This is a genomic window from Stenotrophomonas sp. PI_27 (genome assembly GCF_027854495.1).
Classification (GTDB): domain Bacteria; phylum Pseudomonadota; class Gammaproteobacteria; order Xanthomonadales; family Xanthomonadaceae; genus Stenotrophomonas; species Stenotrophomonas pavanii.
This window is the reverse complement of record NZ_JAJNOF010000006.1, coordinates 105,676-123,126: the sequence shown is the minus strand read 5'-3', so window position 1 is coordinate 123,126 and position 17,451 is coordinate 105,676. Positions and strand designations below refer to the sequence as shown.

Annotated in this window: 14 protein-coding genes and 4 tRNA genes; 3 read left to right on the top strand and 15 right to left on the bottom strand. The window is 64.6% G+C overall.

The window, feature by feature from the left end; genetic code table 11:
• Nucleotides 1-13 precede the first annotated feature (13 nt).
• From clpP to LRM18_RS09965, 8 genes are all read right to left on the bottom strand, one after another.
• Nucleotides 14-640, bottom strand: coding sequence for an ATP-dependent Clp endopeptidase proteolytic subunit ClpP (clpP, locus tag LRM18_RS10000; protein WP_019659528.1), 627 nt, complete (start codon nucleotides 638-640; stop codon nucleotides 14-16).
• Between the two features lie 74 nt (nucleotides 641-714).
• Nucleotides 715-2,010: a trigger factor gene (gene tig / locus LRM18_RS09995; protein WP_032961818.1), complete on the bottom strand. Its 1,296-nt coding sequence runs from the start codon at nucleotides 2,008-2,010 to the stop codon at nucleotides 715-717.
• Between the two features lie 189 nt (nucleotides 2,011-2,199).
• Nucleotides 2,200-2,284, bottom strand: a tRNA-Leu gene (locus tag LRM18_RS09990).
• Between the two features lie 179 nt (nucleotides 2,285-2,463).
• Nucleotides 2,464-2,539 (bottom strand) — tRNA-Lys (locus LRM18_RS09985).
• Nucleotides 2,540-2,737: 198 nt separating this feature from the next.
• Nucleotides 2,738-2,813 (bottom strand) — tRNA-Lys (locus tag LRM18_RS09980).
• A gap of 79 nt (nucleotides 2,814-2,892) precedes the next feature.
• Nucleotides 2,893-2,969 (bottom strand) — tRNA-His (locus tag LRM18_RS09975).
• Nucleotides 2,970-3,162: 193 nt separating this feature from the next.
• The gene (locus LRM18_RS09970; RefSeq protein WP_270954099.1) at nucleotides 3,163-3,900 is read right to left on the bottom strand and encodes a BPL-N domain-containing protein; all 738 of its coding nucleotides are present in this window, start codon (nucleotides 3,898-3,900) and stop codon (nucleotides 3,163-3,165) included.
• Nucleotides 3,901-4,204: 304 nt separating this feature from the next.
• The gene (locus tag LRM18_RS09965; protein ID WP_270954097.1) at nucleotides 4,205-4,708 is read right to left on the bottom strand and encodes a hypothetical protein; all 504 of its coding nucleotides are present in this window, start codon (nucleotides 4,706-4,708) and stop codon (nucleotides 4,205-4,207) included.
• Between the two features lie 269 nt (nucleotides 4,709-4,977).
• On the opposite strand from LRM18_RS09965, the gene LRM18_RS09960 reads away from it, so the two are divergent.
• Complete coding sequence (locus LRM18_RS09960) at nucleotides 4,978-5,463, top strand: hypothetical protein (RefSeq protein WP_270954095.1); 486 nt, start codon at nucleotides 4,978-4,980, stop codon at nucleotides 5,461-5,463.
• A gap of 46 nt (nucleotides 5,464-5,509) precedes the next feature.
• On the opposite strand, the gene LRM18_RS09955 is transcribed toward LRM18_RS09960, so the two are convergent.
• Both LRM18_RS09955 and LRM18_RS09950 read right to left on the bottom strand, forming a co-directional pair.
• Complete coding sequence (locus tag LRM18_RS09955; RefSeq protein ID WP_270954093.1) at nucleotides 5,510-5,674, bottom strand: hypothetical protein; 165 nt, start codon at nucleotides 5,672-5,674, stop codon at nucleotides 5,510-5,512.
• A gap of 412 nt (nucleotides 5,675-6,086) precedes the next feature.
• Nucleotides 6,087-6,701: a hypothetical protein gene (locus tag LRM18_RS09950; protein WP_270954091.1), complete on the bottom strand. Its 615-nt coding sequence runs from the start codon at nucleotides 6,699-6,701 to the stop codon at nucleotides 6,087-6,089.
• A 62-nt stretch (nucleotides 6,702-6,763) separates the two neighbouring features.
• On the opposite strand from LRM18_RS09950, the gene LRM18_RS09945 reads away from it, so the two are divergent.
• On the top strand, nucleotides 6,764-7,033 hold the full coding sequence (locus LRM18_RS09945) for a hypothetical protein (protein WP_270954089.1): 270 nt from the start codon (nucleotides 6,764-6,766) through the stop codon (nucleotides 7,031-7,033).
• Nucleotides 7,034-7,208: 175 nt separating this feature from the next.
• Here the strand turns inward: LRM18_RS09945 and LRM18_RS09940 are convergent, their stop codons facing one another.
• The gene (locus LRM18_RS09940) at nucleotides 7,209-7,745 is read right to left on the bottom strand and encodes a hypothetical protein (RefSeq protein ID WP_270954087.1); all 537 of its coding nucleotides are present in this window, start codon (nucleotides 7,743-7,745) and stop codon (nucleotides 7,209-7,211) included.
• Between the two features lie 78 nt (nucleotides 7,746-7,823).
• Here LRM18_RS09940 and LRM18_RS09935 point away from each other — a divergent pair, with 78 nt between their 5' ends.
• Nucleotides 7,824-8,489 carry an SOS response-associated peptidase gene (locus LRM18_RS09935; protein ID WP_270954085.1) on the top strand — a complete coding sequence of 222 codons (666 nt, stop codon included), beginning with the start codon at nucleotides 7,824-7,826 and terminating at the stop codon, nucleotides 8,487-8,489.
• Here LRM18_RS09935 and LRM18_RS09930 read toward each other — a convergent pair.
• The 4 genes from LRM18_RS09930 to LRM18_RS09915 all read right to left on the bottom strand — a co-directional run bounded on the left by LRM18_RS09930 (nucleotide 8,486) and on the right by LRM18_RS09915 (nucleotide 17,386).
• On the bottom strand, nucleotides 8,486-8,617 hold the full coding sequence (locus LRM18_RS09930; protein ID WP_270954083.1) for a hypothetical protein: 132 nt from the start codon (nucleotides 8,615-8,617) through the stop codon (nucleotides 8,486-8,488). The two genes, LRM18_RS09935 and LRM18_RS09930, sit on opposite strands and share 4 nt — an antisense overlap.
• Before the next feature lie 21 nt (nucleotides 8,618-8,638).
• Complete coding sequence (locus LRM18_RS09925; RefSeq protein WP_270954082.1) at nucleotides 8,639-9,892, bottom strand: hypothetical protein; 1,254 nt, start codon at nucleotides 9,890-9,892, stop codon at nucleotides 8,639-8,641.
• Nucleotides 9,893-9,961: 69 nt separating this feature from the next.
• The gene (locus LRM18_RS09920; RefSeq protein ID WP_270954080.1) at nucleotides 9,962-12,775 is read right to left on the bottom strand and encodes a hypothetical protein; all 2,814 of its coding nucleotides are present in this window, start codon (nucleotides 12,773-12,775) and stop codon (nucleotides 9,962-9,964) included.
• Between the two features lie 30 nt (nucleotides 12,776-12,805).
• On the bottom strand, nucleotides 12,806-17,386 hold the full coding sequence (locus tag LRM18_RS09915; RefSeq protein WP_270954078.1) for a tape measure protein: 4,581 nt from the start codon (nucleotides 17,384-17,386) through the stop codon (nucleotides 12,806-12,808).
• Nucleotides 17,387-17,451 lie beyond the last annotated feature (65 nt).

Sequence of the window (17,451 nt, the reverse complement as noted above, 5' to 3'; positions counted from 1 at the left end):
CCGTGAAGGCCGGTCAGCCGGCCTGGATCGACTCATCCGGACGACGCTCCAGGACCTGGTCGACCAGACCGTAGGCCTGCGCCTCGAAGGCGCTCTTGAAGTTGTCGCGCTCGGTGTCGCGGGCGATCGTCTCCAGCGACTGGCCGGTGTGCTTGGCCAGGATCTCGTTCAGGCGCGAACGCAGGGTCAGGATCTCACGCGCGTGGATGTCGATGTCGGTGGCCTGGCCCTGGTAGCCGCCCAGCGGCTGGTGGATCATCACGCGCGAGTTCGGCAGCGCATAGCGCTTGCCGGCTTCGCCCGCGGCCAGCAGCAGGGCGCCCATCGAGGCGGCCTGGCCGATGCAGGTGGTGCTCACATTCGGCTTGATGTACTGCATGGTGTCGTAGATCGCCATGCCGGCGGTGACCACGCCACCCGGCGAGTTGATGTAGATGTTGATGTCCTTTTCCGGGTTTTCCGATTCCAGGAACAGCAACTGCGCCACCACCACGTTGGCCATGTGATCGTCGATCGGGCCCACGAGGAAGATCAGGCGCTCCTTCAACAGGCGCGAATAGATGTCGTAGGCACGCTCGCCGCGGCTGGTCTGCTCGACCACCATCGGAACCAGGTTCAGGGCTTTGGTTCGGTTGTCCATTACGTGAGGTACCTATCTTGGGGGGCAACAACCCCGCGCCGGCAAAGGCGCGGGGCATCCGGTGATCCGCCGGCTTACTGGCGGATCGCGTCCTGGAACGACAGCTTCTCTTCGGTGTGCTGGGCACGCTCGGCGATCCAGTCGATCACCTGCTCTTCCATCACACGGTTCTGCAGGCCAGACATCAGCTGGGGGTCGTTGCGGTACATCTCAATGACCTGCTCCGGCTCTTCGTAGGTCGAGGCGATCAGACGCATCGTTTCGTTCAGGCGCTTGGCTTCCAGGCGCAGGTCGTTGATGCGGGCCACTTCACCGACCAGCAGGCCGACCAGCACGCGCTTGGCGGCAGCGTCCTTGAAGCCTTCGTGGGCATCGGCCGGGATCTCGCCGACGTTCTGGCCGTTGCGGCGCAGCTGCTCGACCTGCTGGGCCAGCATGGCGCGGGCTTCGTTCTCGACCAGGCGCGGCGGCATTTCCACCGACGAGTAGGCCGCGATCAGCTGCTCGCCCACTTCACGGCGCAGGCGGTTCATCAGCGCGCCCTTCAGCTCACGCTCCAGGTTGGCGCGGATGTCGCTGCGGAACTGCTCGACGTCGCCACCCTTCACGCCGAAGCTCTTGATGAAGGCTTCGTCGACCGCCGGCACGACCGGCTCGGACACTTCGGCAACCTTGACGGTGACCTGCACGGTCTTGCCGGCCAGCACCGGCACGCGCCAGTCAGCCGGGAACTCGACGTCCAGGGTCTTCTCTTCACCCTTGGCCAGGCCGACCAGGCCCTTTTCGATGGTGTCGAACATCATGCCCTGGCCCAGGACGATCGAGCCCTTCTCGGTGCCCTCGGCCGGCAGGCGCTCTTCGCCGGCCTGCGACCAGGTTTCCACCGCGACCAGGTCGCCGTCCTGTGCGCCACGGCTGACCGGGGCCCAGGTACGACGCTGGTTCTGCAGGTTCTCGATCATCTGGTCGATGTCGGCGTCGGTGATCTCGGCGGTGTGGCGCACGACGGTCAGCTTGCTGACGTCGATGTCGCCGAAGTCCGGCACCACTTCCACGGTGGCCACGAAGGAGAACTCACCCTCGTCGCCCTTGTCGATGCGCGGGCTGCCGACGACGCGCAGGTCGTGCTCGCGCACGGCCGCGTCGAAGGTCTCGCGCAGCAGGCCGTCCAGCGCCTCGCCACGGACCTGCGCGCCGAAGCGCTGCTCGATCACCTTGGCCGGCACCTTGCCCGGACGGAACCCCTTGATGCGGGTGGTACGGGCGATTTCGCCCAGGCGGCCGGCGATGTGGCTCTGCAGACGCTCTTCCGGCAGCGAGAAGCTCAGGCGGCGTTCCAGGTTGCCGGTGGATTCGATCGAAGCTTGCATGTTGACTCCTGCCACCGGTGGCCCAGGCCCCCGGCTCGATGATTGGGATGAAACGGTTGTAAGGACACGACGTCTGGGACGCGCCTGCTTGCCGCAGCCCTTTAGTTTCGCCCAATTCGGCCTGCACTGCCAGCGCGTGCCGGTCAAGGGGGCGCCGAGGGCCCGATCAGGGCGGGGACAGGCCGGCACTGGTGCGAAAGGGGGGACTCGAACCCCCACGCCTTGCGGCACTGGAACCTAAATCCAGGGCGTCTACCAATTCCGCCACTTTCGCGTGGCCGGCACAGGCCCTCATTGTCGCAGGCAGCGTCGGCCAGCGGAAGGCCTGCACAAAGATGAACACCTGCAACTGCCGGTTTCCGGGCACCGCGTCACTGATCCCGCGCACTGCGCGGCGCCGGCGTGACGCACAGGCAAGAAAAAAGCCACTTGGCGAACCAAGTGGCTTTCGTCTGGTGGGCTGTCAAGGATTCGAACCTTGGACCTATTGATTAAGAGTCAACTGCTCTACCAACTGAGCTAACAGCCCGAAATCGGGGCGCGAATTATGGCTTGATCACAGCGGTGGGTGCAAGCACTTTTTTCAACGATGTTGAACCAAGTACCGCTGTTCCAGCACCGCGGCAGATCCACGCCCTGCGCGGGTACCGCTACGTGTGATCCCGGAAATCGAAGGGGTCACACTTATAAGAAAAAAGCCACCTGGCGTACCAGGTGGCTTCTGTCTTGGTGGGCCGTCAAGGATTCGAACCTTGGACCTATTGATTAAGAGTCAACTGCTCTACCAACTGAGCTAACGGCCCGTGAAACTCAGACGCACATTGTAACGTGCATTCTGTTTATTGCAATACCGCTCCGGCTGCGCCGATACGGTTGAAACAGTGGGGTGGCTGAGGGGATTCGAACCCCCGACCACCGGAATCACAATCCGGTACTCTAACCAACTGAGCTACAGCCACCACTGAAACTTCTGCTCCCCTGCCGATGCTGCCAGCAGTGGAACCTGATGCGTTGCGACCGGGTGGGACCAGAAGGCCGCCCCCTGAAGCGAGTCCGGCATTTTCCGGGAGTCGCGAAGGAATTGCAAGCATTTCTTCACATTGATGTGCCGGTCGCCATTCCGGCCCGCGTCGCGCTGCGCACGCGCCCGCCTCAGCGCCGATCCTCATCCAGCAGTGACTTGAACAGATCGGCCGACGGCATCTGCGAAAGCGGGATGTCCGCCATCTTGAACCACTGCGCCGGCGCTTCCGGATGCGGTCCCGACAGCACCACCCTGCCCTTACCGTGGCGATACGACGCAGCCGCAATGTCGCCATTGGTGTAGCGGGAAATCACCTTGAACCCTTGGTCGCGTGGCGCCTTGGGCAGGTAGGGACCGTCCTGGAAGTACACCGTCTGGCGACGCCCGTCCCAGACGACGGGAATCACGGCATCGTCTTCATCCTGCACCGGGAATCCCGGCCTGCCGGCCTCGGCGTCCAGGTCCTGCGCCAGCAGGCCCAGATGCGATGCACCGGCCAGGTAGGCCCCCATGCACAGGCCGATGTAGGTTCCGCCTGCATCGACGAAACGACGGATGACTGCCGCCCCCTCTTCGCCCACCGCCGCCATCGCGGCGTCGATGTCCTGCCCGCCCCCTGGCTGCACATAGGCCCGGTAGCGCGACGTGGCCAGCGAATCGACATCGACGGCCTCGCCCGGGCCGACGAACACCACGTGATAGTCCGGACGCGAACGATGGATGGCCTGTTCGACGGCCTCCGAACACCCTGGGCAACCGGCGTCGCCGCGGTACACCGCAATCACGGGGGCATTGGCGGACGCGTGCACGGCAAGCCCCAGGCCCATCGCCAGCAGCAGACAGCGCGATCGCGCAACGGTGTTCATGAAGGGATGGCTCAGCGCAGTCACCCCGGCATGGGGGCAGGCTGACTATGCCTCGGCCACGACGGACCAGATTGAATGCGCGCCAACACAGCGCTGGACCAGGCAGAGGCCGGTAACGACAGGACCTGCAGGAGATGGGTGAAATGGCGCGCCCGACAGGAATCGAACCTGTAACCGCCGGCTTAGAAGTCTGCCTGACTATGGAACCGAATCAATGACTTGCACTGAACTGATTTCTGGAGCAGACATGCCGTAGCCGTTGTGCCGCAAGGAGCTATGGGGAAGTTTTCTGGAGGCTAAGCGATCAAACGCCGCGGCGCATCTGCTCCAGCCCTGCCCTCACCCACGCCTTGGTGCGGGCGTCCCTCGCTCGTGGTTTCGTCTCTACCGGCGGCTTGCGCGGTTCAAGCGCTGCCTTGATGCGCTCGATCTCCTTCGCCCCGGCCTCTGCTAGGCGCCGGGCCTGTTGCTGCTGCTCGCGGGTCGGCGGCAGGCCTGGCAGTGGCGGCGGCGGCTGGGTCGGGGTGCTGTCGGTCAGCCGGGCGACTGCCTGGCGCAGGGGCAGATCGGGATAGAGCCTGGCCGCACACCAGCGCTCGGCGTACCGCTTCGCCTGCCGGACGTTGGCCGCGCGCACTTCCTTCACCTGCCACATCTTCTGGCCTTCCATCCATAGTCGGACCCCAGGACCGCCGTCGGGCGTGACGCTGGCCGTCTCGCGGCCGTTGCACCAGAGCGCCCAGCGCTCGCCGGTCTGGACCCAGCCAGAGGGAATTGGGGCGGTGCGGAAGCCGTGGGAGTACTGCATGGCTGGAAGGATACGGCTGGCCGTCGCAGATCCTGCGAAGCGCCGGGCACATGTCTGAATCGGTCACATTCGGACGCGTGTCACATCCCCCGCCTCGGTCGGGCTTTACCTACACCGAGATGGCCGGTTTTCTGATTGCACCCCTGATGAGGGGTTGCGACCTTGCGCGGGCAGTGCAGCACTACCCTACTCATGGAGAGATGGAAGTGAACTCAATGCAAAGCGATTGCAGAACTGCCCGCGCAACCCCTCGCCGCCTCATGCTGGGCATGTCACTTGCTCTGTTGTCAGCCGGCTTTGCCCCGAGCGCCTTCGCCGGCCAATGGGTGCCGACAGGCCGCGTACTATGGGTGGATTCGGAAACTATCCAGCCTTACCCAGTGGCCTATACCAACTTCTGCCAGGGCGGCGTGGATGGGCCGAGCGGCGTCTACCTGTACGGCGACTGGGGTTCGGAAGGGTTCGGCTCGTGCCCGACCGACCCATACACCGGCTTTCAGGAGATGAAGGGCTCCGGCGGCACATGCAGGCCGGATCCCCAAGGTGTTGGTGGCGGCTACTCCTGCGAAGAGAACCACCACACCTTCGGCGGTCAGACGTACCAAGGCCCAATGCCGGCGACCTGTAGCTCGCCTGGGATCTATGGCGTAAGCCACCTCTACCGCAGAGAACTCGTCTACTTCGGCTCCGGTCACATGCCCGACGACTTCTACGACAGGTTCTACGAAAGTTCCCAAGAATACGTCTGCCAGTAGCTCGTACCTGTGCTTCACACGTCCCCGCGCGAGCGGGGACACTGCTTTACAGCGACCCAAGATCCTTCACGACGGCTGGCTGTTTTTGCAGGAACGCGGCCAGCAGGCGGACGCAGATCCTGCGAAGCCGCAGGCACATGTCTGAATCGTTCGGGATGGCCACTGGCGTGGCGCAGTTGATCCGCTCCGGGTTGAGCTGCTTGCCGGCCAAGCGTCCGTCGAAGAGAATTTGCCCAGCACGAAGTTTTTAACGATTCATGCTGTATGGTCAACGCATCTGGCTCCTCTCAGGCGCGAAATCCTTCGCCCCCGTGTCTAGCCCCCTACAGGCACGACACATGACACCCCTAACAGCTTTCCGGATCCTTCGGATCCGCCCGTTGCTGCGCCTCAACGGAACGATCGAGCAAGTCGAAACTCTGCACGCCAAGTGCGGTTCATGCGGCGACGAGTCACGTATGTCCCGTGGGCACGGGCTTGCCGAGGTGGATGGAGGAGTAGAGCTCACGTGTGCGGCATGCCGGATAGCAGGAATTTTGACCATCGACCAAGCGTGGATTCTCTGGGCCGAGCAGATGAGGCAGGACAGGATCCTCGCCTTGGCCGGGCTAACGCCCGAAGATCTAAAGCTCACCTAGATCTTTGATCACGGCCTGCCCCGCCTGCAGGAAGCCGGCTAACAGCCGGCCTCCCGCCACCTGCCGGCCCATCTGCTCATTGAGGTAACTGGCCTGCAGGCGCGCGTGGGCCATTAGATCGGCTTGGCGCATGCTCGGCGTCAATGCCCGGAGCGGCTCCCCGGGTGACGCCAGCTGGCCCTCCACGGCCTGGACCACGCAAGGGCGCTGGCTGTCGCTCTTGGCATATCCAGTGGCCATCATCCGGCCGCTCTTCGGCGACCAGCCACCCAACACCAGCTCGGTCCCGAGCTGCTCACGCGGCAGGCCAGCCTCGGCTGCTGCCTTCTCATAGTTCGGCCATAGCTGGTCCACCACCAACCCCAGCTCGGCAGACAGCTGCTCCATCGTGAAATCTGCGCGGAAGCTGGCCTGCAGCGCCAGCTCGTAGATGCGAAGGAAGAACTGGGTGGAGCCGCGAGTGGCCAGTACCAGGTTGTGCTGAGGGATCAGCAGCAGCTTCGCCCCCGCCGAGTGTGCCCCCGTCCGGACATCCTCTGCCAGAGTGTCTACCGCGACGACCAGGTGGTCGCGAGTGAGCAGAACGTTGAGGATGCTCATAGCGGACTCGTCCAGAGGTCCGCAGACTATCGCCTTCCCCGCCCCAGCCTGTCGAGACCGCCATGACCACCGAAATCACGGAAATACTTGAGCGCCTCCAAGCCTGCGAGGCCGGACTCGAGATGCACCGCGGCTACCTCAAGGCGATGGAGTACGCATTGCGGGTCTGCGTATTGACCCACCCAGCACCCAACGACCTCTCCAAGGCGTGGCGTCAGCTTCTGCCGAACATTGCGGCCAAACACAGGCCCGACAGCAGCGATCTCTTCGCTGCCGCCTTCGAGCAGTCACTGAGACTTCTCACCGAGCAAATCGGCGACGCTCACCCCTAATCGTCACTTGGCTAGTGCCGGCGCGGCGCAGCTCACGCGCGTCCGGGTTGAGCTGCCTGCGGCCCCGGATCCGGCAAGGTCAGGATGCGCGCCTTGGCCGGCCGACACCATCTGGCAACCTCGCCCTGTCGGGTCGAGCTGTGCCTACAAGCCACGCGCACCACTGGCGACGCAACTACTCTCTGATCACCTCAAACCCTCCTGTTGAGTGCAATTGGTGGTCGGCGGGATCGAGGCTGTAGAGCCCCGACAAATGCCTCATGAGATCGCGAAAGCTGCCTCGAGCCCCCGCCAGCCAAGGCCCAGAAATCTTCCTGAACCAAGGCGGATCCAGCATGTCGCCACTCAATTTTTCCTCTGCCTCCATCTGCGAAACACAAATGGGACCGCGCACAAACTCCGGCTTGCCGTGCGCCAGGCGATCACGAAGTGAAAACAGTTCGGCCGCGTACTGCAGCTGCTTTCCACCCCAATCCGCGCGTTGGCCAGCGTGAACATGGAGGATCTCCACCTTGTTCCTCCAGGAAATTCGCTCAATCTGGTCCCAAAACTCAATATGCCGCGCACCCAGGGAATTCACATAGGCTTCGACAGTGAAAGCCATGAAAACCACAACCGGAAGCAGCTCTGCCTTCGCATGAGGCCTCTGCTCCAGCTGTGAGATCATCAGCATAAGGGCCTGATACGCCTGCCCTTGGGCAGTGAACTCCATGTACGGCCTGTATTTTTCCATAGACCATCTCTCCGCCGATTGTCGTCGGCGTCACGGGCGGTAGCGTACAGATTCCATATGTGCGGCCGATTCGTCCAGCTCCCCGTGATCGACTTCGGCCAGCCGGGGCTGGCTGACCTTGCCCCCGGCCTGGCCGAGATCCAGCCCAGCTACAACCTCGCGCCGACACAGCGGGCCTCGGTAATCCTGGACCGGGGCGAAGGCCGGCAGGTCACTCGGCTGGCGTGGGGCCTGCTGCCCTTCTGGGCCAAGGCCAAGGGCCTGCAGGGCTCGACCATCAACGCCCGGATCGAGACGGTGGCCACCAAGCCGGCGTTCCGGTCGGCCTTCAAGAAGCGCCGCTGCGTCATCCCCATGGCGGGCTACTACGAGTGGTCGGTGAGCCCGATCGACGAGAAGAAGGATCCCTGGTTCATCCACGCCACCGGGCCGCTGCTGGCCGCGGGCCTGTGGGAGGACACCAGCCCGCTGCTGCCCGACGGCAACCTAGGCACCTTCACCATCATCACCGGCGACAGCAGCGGCGTCTCGGCCGACATTCACGACCGCATGCCCGTCTGGCTGCATGCCAGCCAGTTCGATGACGGGATGGCAGCCAATCCGGACGATGCGATGGCGATGCTGCTGGCCAGCGAGCCGCCCGTGATGGAGGCGTATCGGGTCAGCCGGGCGGTCAACACGCCGAGGAACAACCAAGAGGATCTGCTGCAGCAGGTCGCTTAGAACACAACGGTAGGGCTTCCCGTCTCCAGCGGCAGCTCCGCCTTCTCCGGCCAGGCGAACGTCTCCGGCTGCGGCAACAGCGCGCGCACCTGCTCCCAAGTCTCGATGCCTTCCGGCGGCGCCAGCACCAGCTAGTCCACCGAAAGGCATTACTCCGGCTGATTCGCAGGTGTGGCGTTAGCCATAGCAGTCTCCAGTGCAGCGAGCCGACTCTCAAGGGCGCTGAGCCGCTCAGCCGTGGCGACCTCGCGCGCTTGCCGTTCTTGGTGTGCAGCCACCAGATACGCGATCAGCTGATCGGTAGCCCAAGCTGCGTACTGTCCATCAATAGCATTTTCAAGGATCACTTCCGGCGTGTTCTGGCGCATGGCATCGTCAGCCATTACGAACGCACGATCAGCAAGCCCGCCATCGCCGAAACCTTCAAGGTATCGACCGATGCGCGTGTTTAATCCCAACAACGCATCAGTAGCGTTTTCAATCGTTCGCAACGATGCGGTGTCTTTGATGCGCGGATCGGAACCGCCACCACTGACACCGCCGCTAGCAGTCAGCACGCCGGTGCTGCTGAAGCGCACGTTGCCGCCCGTACCTGTGCCGCACTGGAAATAGATGTCACCGTTGGGCTGGTATTCCATGAACTGCTGTACGGTTGCGTCAACTTGACGGAACAACCGCCAAGTGAAGTCTGACCATGATGTGCCAGTGGAACCGTTGGATCGATAGTAATGCGTAGAAAACTTGTCAGCATTGGCACCCGGCCTGCCTTCAAGGCTTTGCAAAAGGTAACCTTGATACTGCCCAGCAGGGATAGCGGGGCCGACGACATAAAGTTGCGTCGTGTCCAATCGCACGGTCGTGCCAGAAATGAACGCGTTGGTGCCAGTTATCGTCACGCTGGTGCCACGCAGTTCCAACGGAGCAAACGATGCTTCATCGCTGCTGACAGATTGCAACGCGGTGGTGCCTGCACCGCTGTTGAAGAAGCGCAGCATGTTCTGATTCGCAACAGTCTGCACCTTGAAACTGGCGTTTACGCGAGTCGGACCAGTGAAAGTGTCACCCGAACGCACAGCGGCGCGACTCGCACCTAGGTTGGCGGCGTCGGCGGTGGCCTGTGCGTTTGCCGCAGCCGTACCAGCGTCAGTCGCTTTTCCGTCAGCCGCGTTCACGGCAGAATGGAGCGCTTGATCACCCTGCGAACGAGCCTGCATCTCCTGCTGCAGGCCGGCTTTGAGGTCGGCCACGTCCTGGCCGATGTTTGATGAGCCGCCTTCTAGATCCGACAGTCGCTGCTCGGCATCCTGGAAGTTGTCGTTGCATTTCCCGAACGCGGTGAACGCGTCGTCGCCTGGGCGGCCGTCCGGCTGGATCGTGGTTTGATCGATGAGTTTCTGCGGCATGTGTGTTCTCTGCTGTTGATCGCTAACGGCAAAGCGGGCCGGACATGCCGGCCCGCGCCTTGTGCGGTTTCAGTTCTCGACCGAGATGATCGACAGGCTCTGCGTGATGGACTGCTGCTGGAAGGAGCCGGAGGTGTGCGACACGGCCTGCTCGGTGAAGCTGGTGATCACTGCGCGGTAGGTCATCGTCTGCGCGCTGGTGCTGGTGTCGTTCACCGTGAACGAGCCGCCCCAGTCGGAAATCGCGTTGTCGGGGCCATCCGTCTCGTTGAGGATGTTTACCCCGCCGCTAGCATTGAGGACCTGCCACAACGATTCAGCGCCCTCCCCCACCCGCCGATAGATCTCCACGCGTGCCGTGTTCTGGCCGGCGCCCGCGACAAAGCCGTCGCTGCCGTAGGTGGTCTTGGTCCGGATATGCCGGCGGGAGAAGCTGACAGTGACGCTCCGCACGCGGCCGTTGGTAGCGAACGGGCCGTTGACCAGCTCCACGCCGACTGTCTGCGTGGTCGTCGTCTGGACCGCGTTGCGCAGGATGCCCGCCGACAGCTGGCCACCAAAGTAGGCACTGCCGCTGGCGTCCATCCACATCACCGCGTTGGCCTTCGACGCGGCGCCGGCGCCGACGTTCGGCCCGAAGTAGTCGACCAGGTTGTCGCCGGCGGCGCCGAAGCTGGCGCCGATGATGCGCTGCGCCGCTCCCTTCCATACACGCAGGTAGCCGTTGCGCCACTCCATGCCCTCGCTGGCACCGTTGGGCGCGAGGATCTCCATGCTGTTGGTCAGGAACCGCAGGCTGACCACGTTGCCGTCGTTGCCCAGCTCCATGCCGCCGATCAGCGGCCCATTTCCGGAGTCGGCAATCAGGTGCAGGAATGCCTTAGCCATGACCTGCGCCAAACCGCCTTCGGTCTGAGTGACCCGGGCCTCCATGCCCTGAACAACCTGCGCACTCGCCTTGCCGGCTACTTCAGCCTTCACCGATGCGAGCTGGCCAGTAACCGCTTCGATGCCGTGCTCGGTCACGTTGACCCGGGCGCTGATCTCCTCGACGTAGTCCGCTGCTGCTTTCCCGTCCAGCTCGACGCCCAGGTGCTGAATCTGCACCGCCTGGGCGCTCTGCTCCGTTGCGATGACCTCGATGGAACGCGTGGCCGTGGCCTCGAAATCCCCCAGCTCGGCCCGGACCGATTCCACCTGCTTGGCGACGGCGCGGTCGCCTTGGGCGATCACGGACTGCCAGGTTTTCACCCCCGCGCGCACGTCGCGCTCACCGGCGTTCCAATCCCGGTCGCCGGCGTGCTTGTACGTCACCTGCGCTTCCAGCGACGACGTTCTGTCGCCGACCGCCCGGATCCCCTCCTCCGTTTCTTCCACACGGGTCGTCACGGCATCCAGCGCTTCCGCAGAGGCCACCTTGCCGTCGCCGGCGGGCATCCTCGCAGACACCCGCCCGATCGCCTCAGCGTTGGCGCTGTCGCCGTCTGCGCGCGCCTGGCGCTCCTCCGTGACGCTGGCCTCCGTGGCGACCGTGCCATCGCCAGTGGGCATCCGCGCTTGGATCACCTCGATGGCGCTGGCGTTGGCCTCATCGGCCGTGGCCCGCGCATCGCGCTCCGCGGCAAACAGGCCGCTCGGAACCTTGGACAGGTCGCTGCCTTCGTAGTCGCCCCGCAGCTGCACGGCCAGCGTCTCACGCTTGCTGGCCTCGGCCACGTCCGCCGCTACGCGGGCGCGGGCTTCCTCCTGGACCAGCGCCACACCGGCACCGGGCGTCGGACGCCCGATGGCCACCCAGTCGGTCATGAAGTAGCTGGAGACGGTCTGGGTCGCGCCGAACTGCAGCCGGATGGCGTCGATCTCACCCGGCCACCAGGGGATATCGGCCACGTCGACCGTGCCGACGCCATTGTCGTCCCACCGCGGCTCCGGGATCGCTGCCCGCTTGTCCACGTCCCATGCCTGGTCGGCCAGCGTGATCCACTGCAGGAAGCCGTCCCACGCGGCATCGCCAACGCGCTTCACCCTCAGCTTGACGAAGCGGTAGGCGCTTCCGTCGACGGCCAGCGCAGCCGGCGATTGAACATACGGGTTCTCGGTGCCATTGGCCGGCCGCAGCCAGCCATCGACCACCGTCGGTGGCGCACCGTTGCCGGTCCACTCCTCCACGGTGGTGTCGAAGTACCAGATGCGCAGGCTGTCGAACTGGGTCCCACTGCCGGCGGCCACCTCGGACAGCGCGCGTGACAGCGATTCCACGTCGCTCTGCCGGGTTTGGGTCTCCAGCGTGATGGCAGCCTCGCGCTCGAGGCGCTCATTCAGCAGGCCGTCGACCCGGGCCTGCGCCTCCTGCGCGATCGTCTCCATAGCGTCGGACACGCCGCGCTGCCGCAGCTCGGCCTCGGCCAGGAGATCCCGGGCAGCGGCAGCCAGGCCGTCGGCCCGCGCGGCCGCTTCTGCGGCATCTGCCTCGATCCGGTCGGCGATTTCCTTGGTGATCCGCTCGGTCTGCTTGATCAGTTCGGCGGTGGTCGGCGGCGGCGTAGCCTCCACCACTGAGCCCGAGCCCGGCCGGCCGCGCACGGTCGGCGTGATCTTGAACCACCACTTGGTGCCGGTGTTGTCGCTGTAGAAGTAGCGCGTGTCGGTGGTCCGATAGATCTCGGTCCACGGCCCCTCCGGAGAGGGGCCACGCTCAACCACGTACACGACGCCGGCCAGGTCGACAGCCGGCCATTCCAGCAGCACGCCGTCGGCCACCGGGTTGGGGGTCACCCCATCCACCGGTGGCACCTCGGGTGCCCGGTGCACGACCGGGAACCAGTTCGAGTAGCGCGGCGCCGCCGGAGACGGCGACGGCAGCGCGCCCACGCCGATCTCCACCAGCGTGAGTTTCCTTGCTTGCATTGCGGATTACCTCGCGTTGAGTGCCTGACGCAGCGCGTTGCTGCTGGAGGCGCGGACGCCCTGGGTGGTGGTTGAAAGCAGGTCCTGCAGCAGCCCCTTCACGTCCGTCAGCAGCGCGTTGCTCTGCTGCACAGCCGCCGTGGTTTGAGACTGCGACTCGTTGTTCACCACCAGGTCGAACACCGCACGGCTGAAGTTGTCCGGCAGTGCCTCGATCGCGTCCGCCAGCTGTCCCATGCTGGTGCCGTCCTCGGTGTTCAGGTCGCCGACCTTCATGCCGTCGATGAGCCCAGTCACCTGGTCGTACAGCCCGTTGTAGTCCTTGCCGCTGGCGTACAGGTCCCGGCCAAAGCCAAGGGCGGCCTGTGCCGCCGCTTGGGCTGCGCTGGTGTCGCCACCGGCCACGGCCCGCTCCAGCTCCTTCATGGCCTCGCCGAGCTTCTGCTGGTCCGTCAGCGGGGACAGGTCGCTGATCGACAGGCCGTACTGCATGGCCTTCTTGTCCTTGTCGATCTGCGCCTGCAGCTTGCCCATGTTCATCGCGCGCAGCGCTTCGATCCTGGCCAGATCCTCGGCACGTGCGCCGGACAGGCCCAGGGCCTTGGCGTAGTCGTTGGCCGACTTCACCTGCTGCCGGTAGGTCCGCTCGATGCTCAGGGCCTGCTGCTGGTAGCTGGACAGGTCGCCGGTCATAAGCTGCGTGGAAACGTCCGCCATCAGCGAGGCGAAGTTCCCAAGCAATCCGGTCACCTTCTCGACCTGGGTGGCCAGGTCCGTGCCGGCGACACTGGCCAGGTCCTGGAAGTAGTCCACCGCCTTGTTGACCTTGTCGACCTCCATCCCGTTGAGGGCGCGGCCCAGCTCGTCGGCATTGCCCACCGCCAGTGCGATCGACGCACTCAGCGCGTTGAACACATCCGACGCCTCGAAGTAGCCGTCCAACTGGCCTCCGAAGCCGGCAGCCTTCACCGCCTCGGTGAACAGCCGGTTGGTCATGTCACCGAGGTACGCCTCCAGCTGCGACTTGGCCTCGGCGGAGTCCGCCGACAGCTGCAGCTTGCCCAAGCTCACCCGCACACCGCTCAGCTGCTGGGTCAGGTCGACGCCCAACTGCTTGGCCAGGCCGGTTGCCGCACCGCGGACCTGACGCGCGGCCATGTCGAACGTGCGATCGATACCGGGATCCACCGCCCCGTACTGCGTCCACTTCTTGTCGGACCGGAAGAAGCCGCCCTTCTGCTTGATATCGGCGTAGGTCTGGCCGTCGAAGCCACCGAACCCATACGAGCCGGTCAGGCCCTGTCCGGTGATCTTCGGCGCGCCGCGACCGAACAGCTTGGCGTGGATGCTCGACCCGGACAGGATCGATGCGACCTTGTCGTTGAATCCCAGCCCGCGGAACGTCTTGTCGGCAAGGCCCACCGCGCCGGCGGTGGCAATCTTGCCGGCCCAGCTCTCCCCGTTGGCGATGTTCCAGCCCTGATCGAACAGCTCGGCGTTCTTCATCATGCCGGCCACGATCCAACCGATGATCGGGACCGCCGCCGCGGCCGATGAACCGGCTGCAGCAGCACCCGTACCCGCGCTGGCCCCGCTACCAGCAAAGCCAGCCACGTTGCTGCCGAACCCCATCATGGAGCCAGCGGAAGATCCAATGCCGAAGAACGCATTGCCTGCACTCGCTGCACCGGATCCCGCGCTGAACAGGCCCTGCCCCTTGGACAGCAGCCCCGCAATGGTCCCCACGTTCTGACCGCCGCCGGCGGCGCCATTGCCACCGAACAGCCCCATGATGCTCTGCAGGCTCAGGCCACCGCCCTGACCGTTCATCCCGTTGAGGATCTGCGTCTGGATCGGGATCACGATCTTCTGCTGCAGAAACTCGCGGGTCAGGTCGCGCAGCCCGCGCGTGGCGGTGTCCTTCAGGTCGTCCCACAGGTTGTCGAAGTCGCGCAGGCCGCCTGCAACGAAGTCAGCCATGGCGTCGGCGGCATCGCCCACACCGTTGACGACCACGCCGGCCCACGCCTCAACGTTGGCAGCAGCCTCCTCCACGCGCAGCGACAGATCGGCCGATGCTCGGGCGGCATCCAGCATGGACTGCTCGTACTGCGCGTAGCTCGCTGCCCCCTTGGACAGCGCCAGGGCCTCCTTGCCGCCGGCGGCCTCCACCGCCTTCTGCAGCTCCTGCCGCATATCCCGCTCGTTCATCATTTCGCGCCGCGACAGCTCGCGCGCACGGCCGACCTTGCCGAGCATGGCGACCTCGGCATCCATGGTCGCAAGGAGCGCCTCGGGGCTGGCCAGGGCCTTTTTGATTTCCGCGCTGGACTGTTCCAACGCCTTCTGCGACTCCAGCACCAGCGTGTTGTACGCGGCCCGCTCGATGCGCCCTTCCTTCAGCGCTTCCTTCAGTTTGTCCTCGAGCTGCTTCTGCCGCTCAGTGGCCTCGGCCAGCGGCCCGGCCATCGTTGCCGCTGCCATTGCAGCCTGCTCGTTGTAGCGCTTGATCGCCTCCGCGTCCGCCTTGCGATCCTTGGCGCCAGCACGCTCAGCGGCTGCCGACACCTTGCGCGACTCCGTGAAGTTCTTCTGTGCCGCAGCCAGCTCGGTCTGGAGCCGGATGTACTTTGCGCCCTGCTCGATGTACTGCTTGACCTTGGGGTCATCGCGCTTCGAGAAATCGACGCCACTGGCCTGCGCCTCCTTGAACCAGTCGCTCACGTCCAGCTTTGCGACTTCGGCCGCGCTCTTGCCGACGCGGGCGAGCTGGCCAGGCAGCGACTGCATCGCCGACGCGATCCGCTTGCCTGCGGCGCCTGCCGAGTCGCCCAGAACGTTGAACGAACCCGACAGGGCGTCGGTTGCGCTCTTCGCCTGGCTACTGCTGCCCGTGAAGGCGTCGAGGATCGCACGCTTACGATCGACCTCCCTGCCAGCAGTCGCCGCGGCAGCGGTCTCTTCCGTGAGGCTCTTGGCCACGGCAGCAGCAGCGGGCGAACCGTCAATCATCGCCTTCCAGGCGGCGTCCAGACCGCTCGCGAAACCATCCGCGCTGACCTTGCCGGCCTTGAATGCCGCGTCCAGCCGTTCCGTCTCCTGGATGAACGCAGATGCCTGGCCGGCGGTGGAGAAGTTTGTAGCAGCCGCAACCATCTCGATGATGGAACCCGTGATGGTTCGATAGTTCGCATCGATCTCCTTCTGTAGGCGCAAAATCTCGCCGGCCTGCTGTTGGCGATTGAGTTCGCGGAACTTCTCGATGGCGGTGTCAGCAGCGCCGCCAAAGTCAATGAGCGCCGCCGCCGCTGTGTTGGTGTTGTCCCGGAAGAGCAGCCAGCCGGCTGCCGCCGTCGCCAGCATCGTAACGATGCCCGCGGGGCCACCAAGCACAGACAACGTCGCCGAACCAGCACGCGCCAGCCAACCGGCATTGGCCGTCGCGGCCTGGGCCTGTGCTTGCGCGAGCAGCAACGTCGCCTGCCTGTGCTCAAGCGTCGCGGCAGCAGCCTTGGCACTTACTGAAACGCTTCCGCCAATCACCTGCATCCGGCGGGCTTCGGCCTGGGCATCCAGCATTGCCGCTCGCGTACGCAGCTCCAACTGCTGAGCGGCTGCCAGACTTTGCGCAGCTGCAGCGCGATCTGCAGCGACCGCGGCGTTTGCCGCCGCCACCCGCGACAGAAGCGCCTTCACCAATGGGCCGGAGGCCACTGCGGCGCTGGCAACGGCGACCGTCTGAAGATTGCTACCCAGCAGGCCAATTCCAGCTGCAAGTGCCTGGGAGGCGCCAGTCGCATCATCCGCGCGCCCGATCATCTCCGAAAGATTGGTATTGAGCAGGGTCAGTGACTGGCCAACCGTCGCGTCCATCTTGCCGAACGCTTCGTCAACCGCACTGGCCTGGCGCTGGAGAGCGTTGATTACCTGGTCAGCGCTCAACTTTCCGGCTTGCCCAAGTTCGCGCAGCTTGCCCATCGGGACATTCAGCCCCTTAGCAATCTCTTGCGCGAGCGCCGGAGCGCCTTCCAGCACTGAATTCAGTTCCTCACCCCGGAGTGCGCCAGATGCGAACGCCTGCCCCAACTGAATCAACGCGCCCTCGGCCGCTGCCGCGCTGCTGCCACTGATCACCATCGTTTTGCTGATGGTCTCGACGACCCGCGCAAGACCCGCTCCGGAAAGCCCCAGTGCGTCCTGATTCATTGCGATGCGCTGATACAGCTCGGCGGTCGCCCCGAGCGGCTGCCGCGTAGCCTTGGCGATCTGCACAACGTCTTGCTGGGCAGCGACGAACGCCGCTTGGTCTTTGGTGACGAGACGAAGCCGGTTGTTCAGGTTGGTCCACTCATCGGCCTTCCCAATCACGGCTTTCACCGCCGCCAAGGCCGAGGTCATCCCAACAGCTTCGAAGGCCACGCGGCGGAATCCAGCAGACACCTCATCCGCGCCACGACGCGAAGCATCCGACATTGATGCCTGGATTGTCTCCATGTCGCGCTTTACAACACGCGCGGCCTTCCCGCTGTCTCTCTCGAACGAACCCGACTTCAGCAACAGGTCTACGGTAAGGGTGTAAAGGCTCATGCCGTCATCCACAAAAAAAGCCCGCGCATGGCGGGCCGAGATGGGTACAAAAAAAACCGCCCCAT

Excerpts from the sequence above, each read along its gene's own strand:
- clpP (WP_019659528.1), bottom strand. The coding sequence starts at position 640 with ATGGACAACCGAACCAAAGCCCTGAACCTGGTTCCGATGGTGGTCGAG.
- LRM18_RS09950 (WP_270954091.1), bottom strand. The coding sequence starts at position 6,701 with ATGAGCATCCTCAACGTTCTGCTCACTCGCGACCACCTGGTCGTCGCG.
- LRM18_RS09940 (WP_270954087.1), bottom strand. The coding sequence starts at position 7,745 with ATGGAGTTCACTGCCCAAGGGCAGGCGTATCAGGCCCTTATGCTGATG.
- LRM18_RS09960 (WP_270954095.1), top strand. The coding sequence starts at position 4,978 with ATGTCACTTGCTCTGTTGTCAGCCGGCTTTGCCCCGAGCGCCTTCGCC.
- LRM18_RS09925 (WP_270954082.1), bottom strand. The coding sequence starts at position 9,892 with ATGCCGCAGAAACTCATCGATCAAACCACGATCCAGCCGGACGGCCGC.
- LRM18_RS09935 (WP_270954085.1), top strand. The coding sequence starts at position 7,824 with ATGTGCGGCCGATTCGTCCAGCTCCCCGTGATCGACTTCGGCCAGCCG.
- LRM18_RS09965 (WP_270954097.1), bottom strand. The coding sequence starts at position 4,708 with ATGCAGTACTCCCACGGCTTCCGCACCGCCCCAATTCCCTCTGGCTGG.
- tig (WP_032961818.1), bottom strand. The coding sequence starts at position 2,010 with ATGCAAGCTTCGATCGAATCCACCGGCAACCTGGAACGCCGCCTGAGC.
- LRM18_RS09945 (WP_270954089.1), top strand. The coding sequence starts at position 6,764 with ATGACCACCGAAATCACGGAAATACTTGAGCGCCTCCAAGCCTGCGAG.
- LRM18_RS09970 (WP_270954099.1), bottom strand. The coding sequence starts at position 3,900 with ATGAACACCGTTGCGCGATCGCGCTGTCTGCTGCTGGCGATGGGCCTG.
- LRM18_RS09915 (WP_270954078.1), bottom strand. The coding sequence starts at position 17,386 with ATGAGCCTTTACACCCTTACCGTAGACCTGTTGCTGAAGTCGGGTTCG.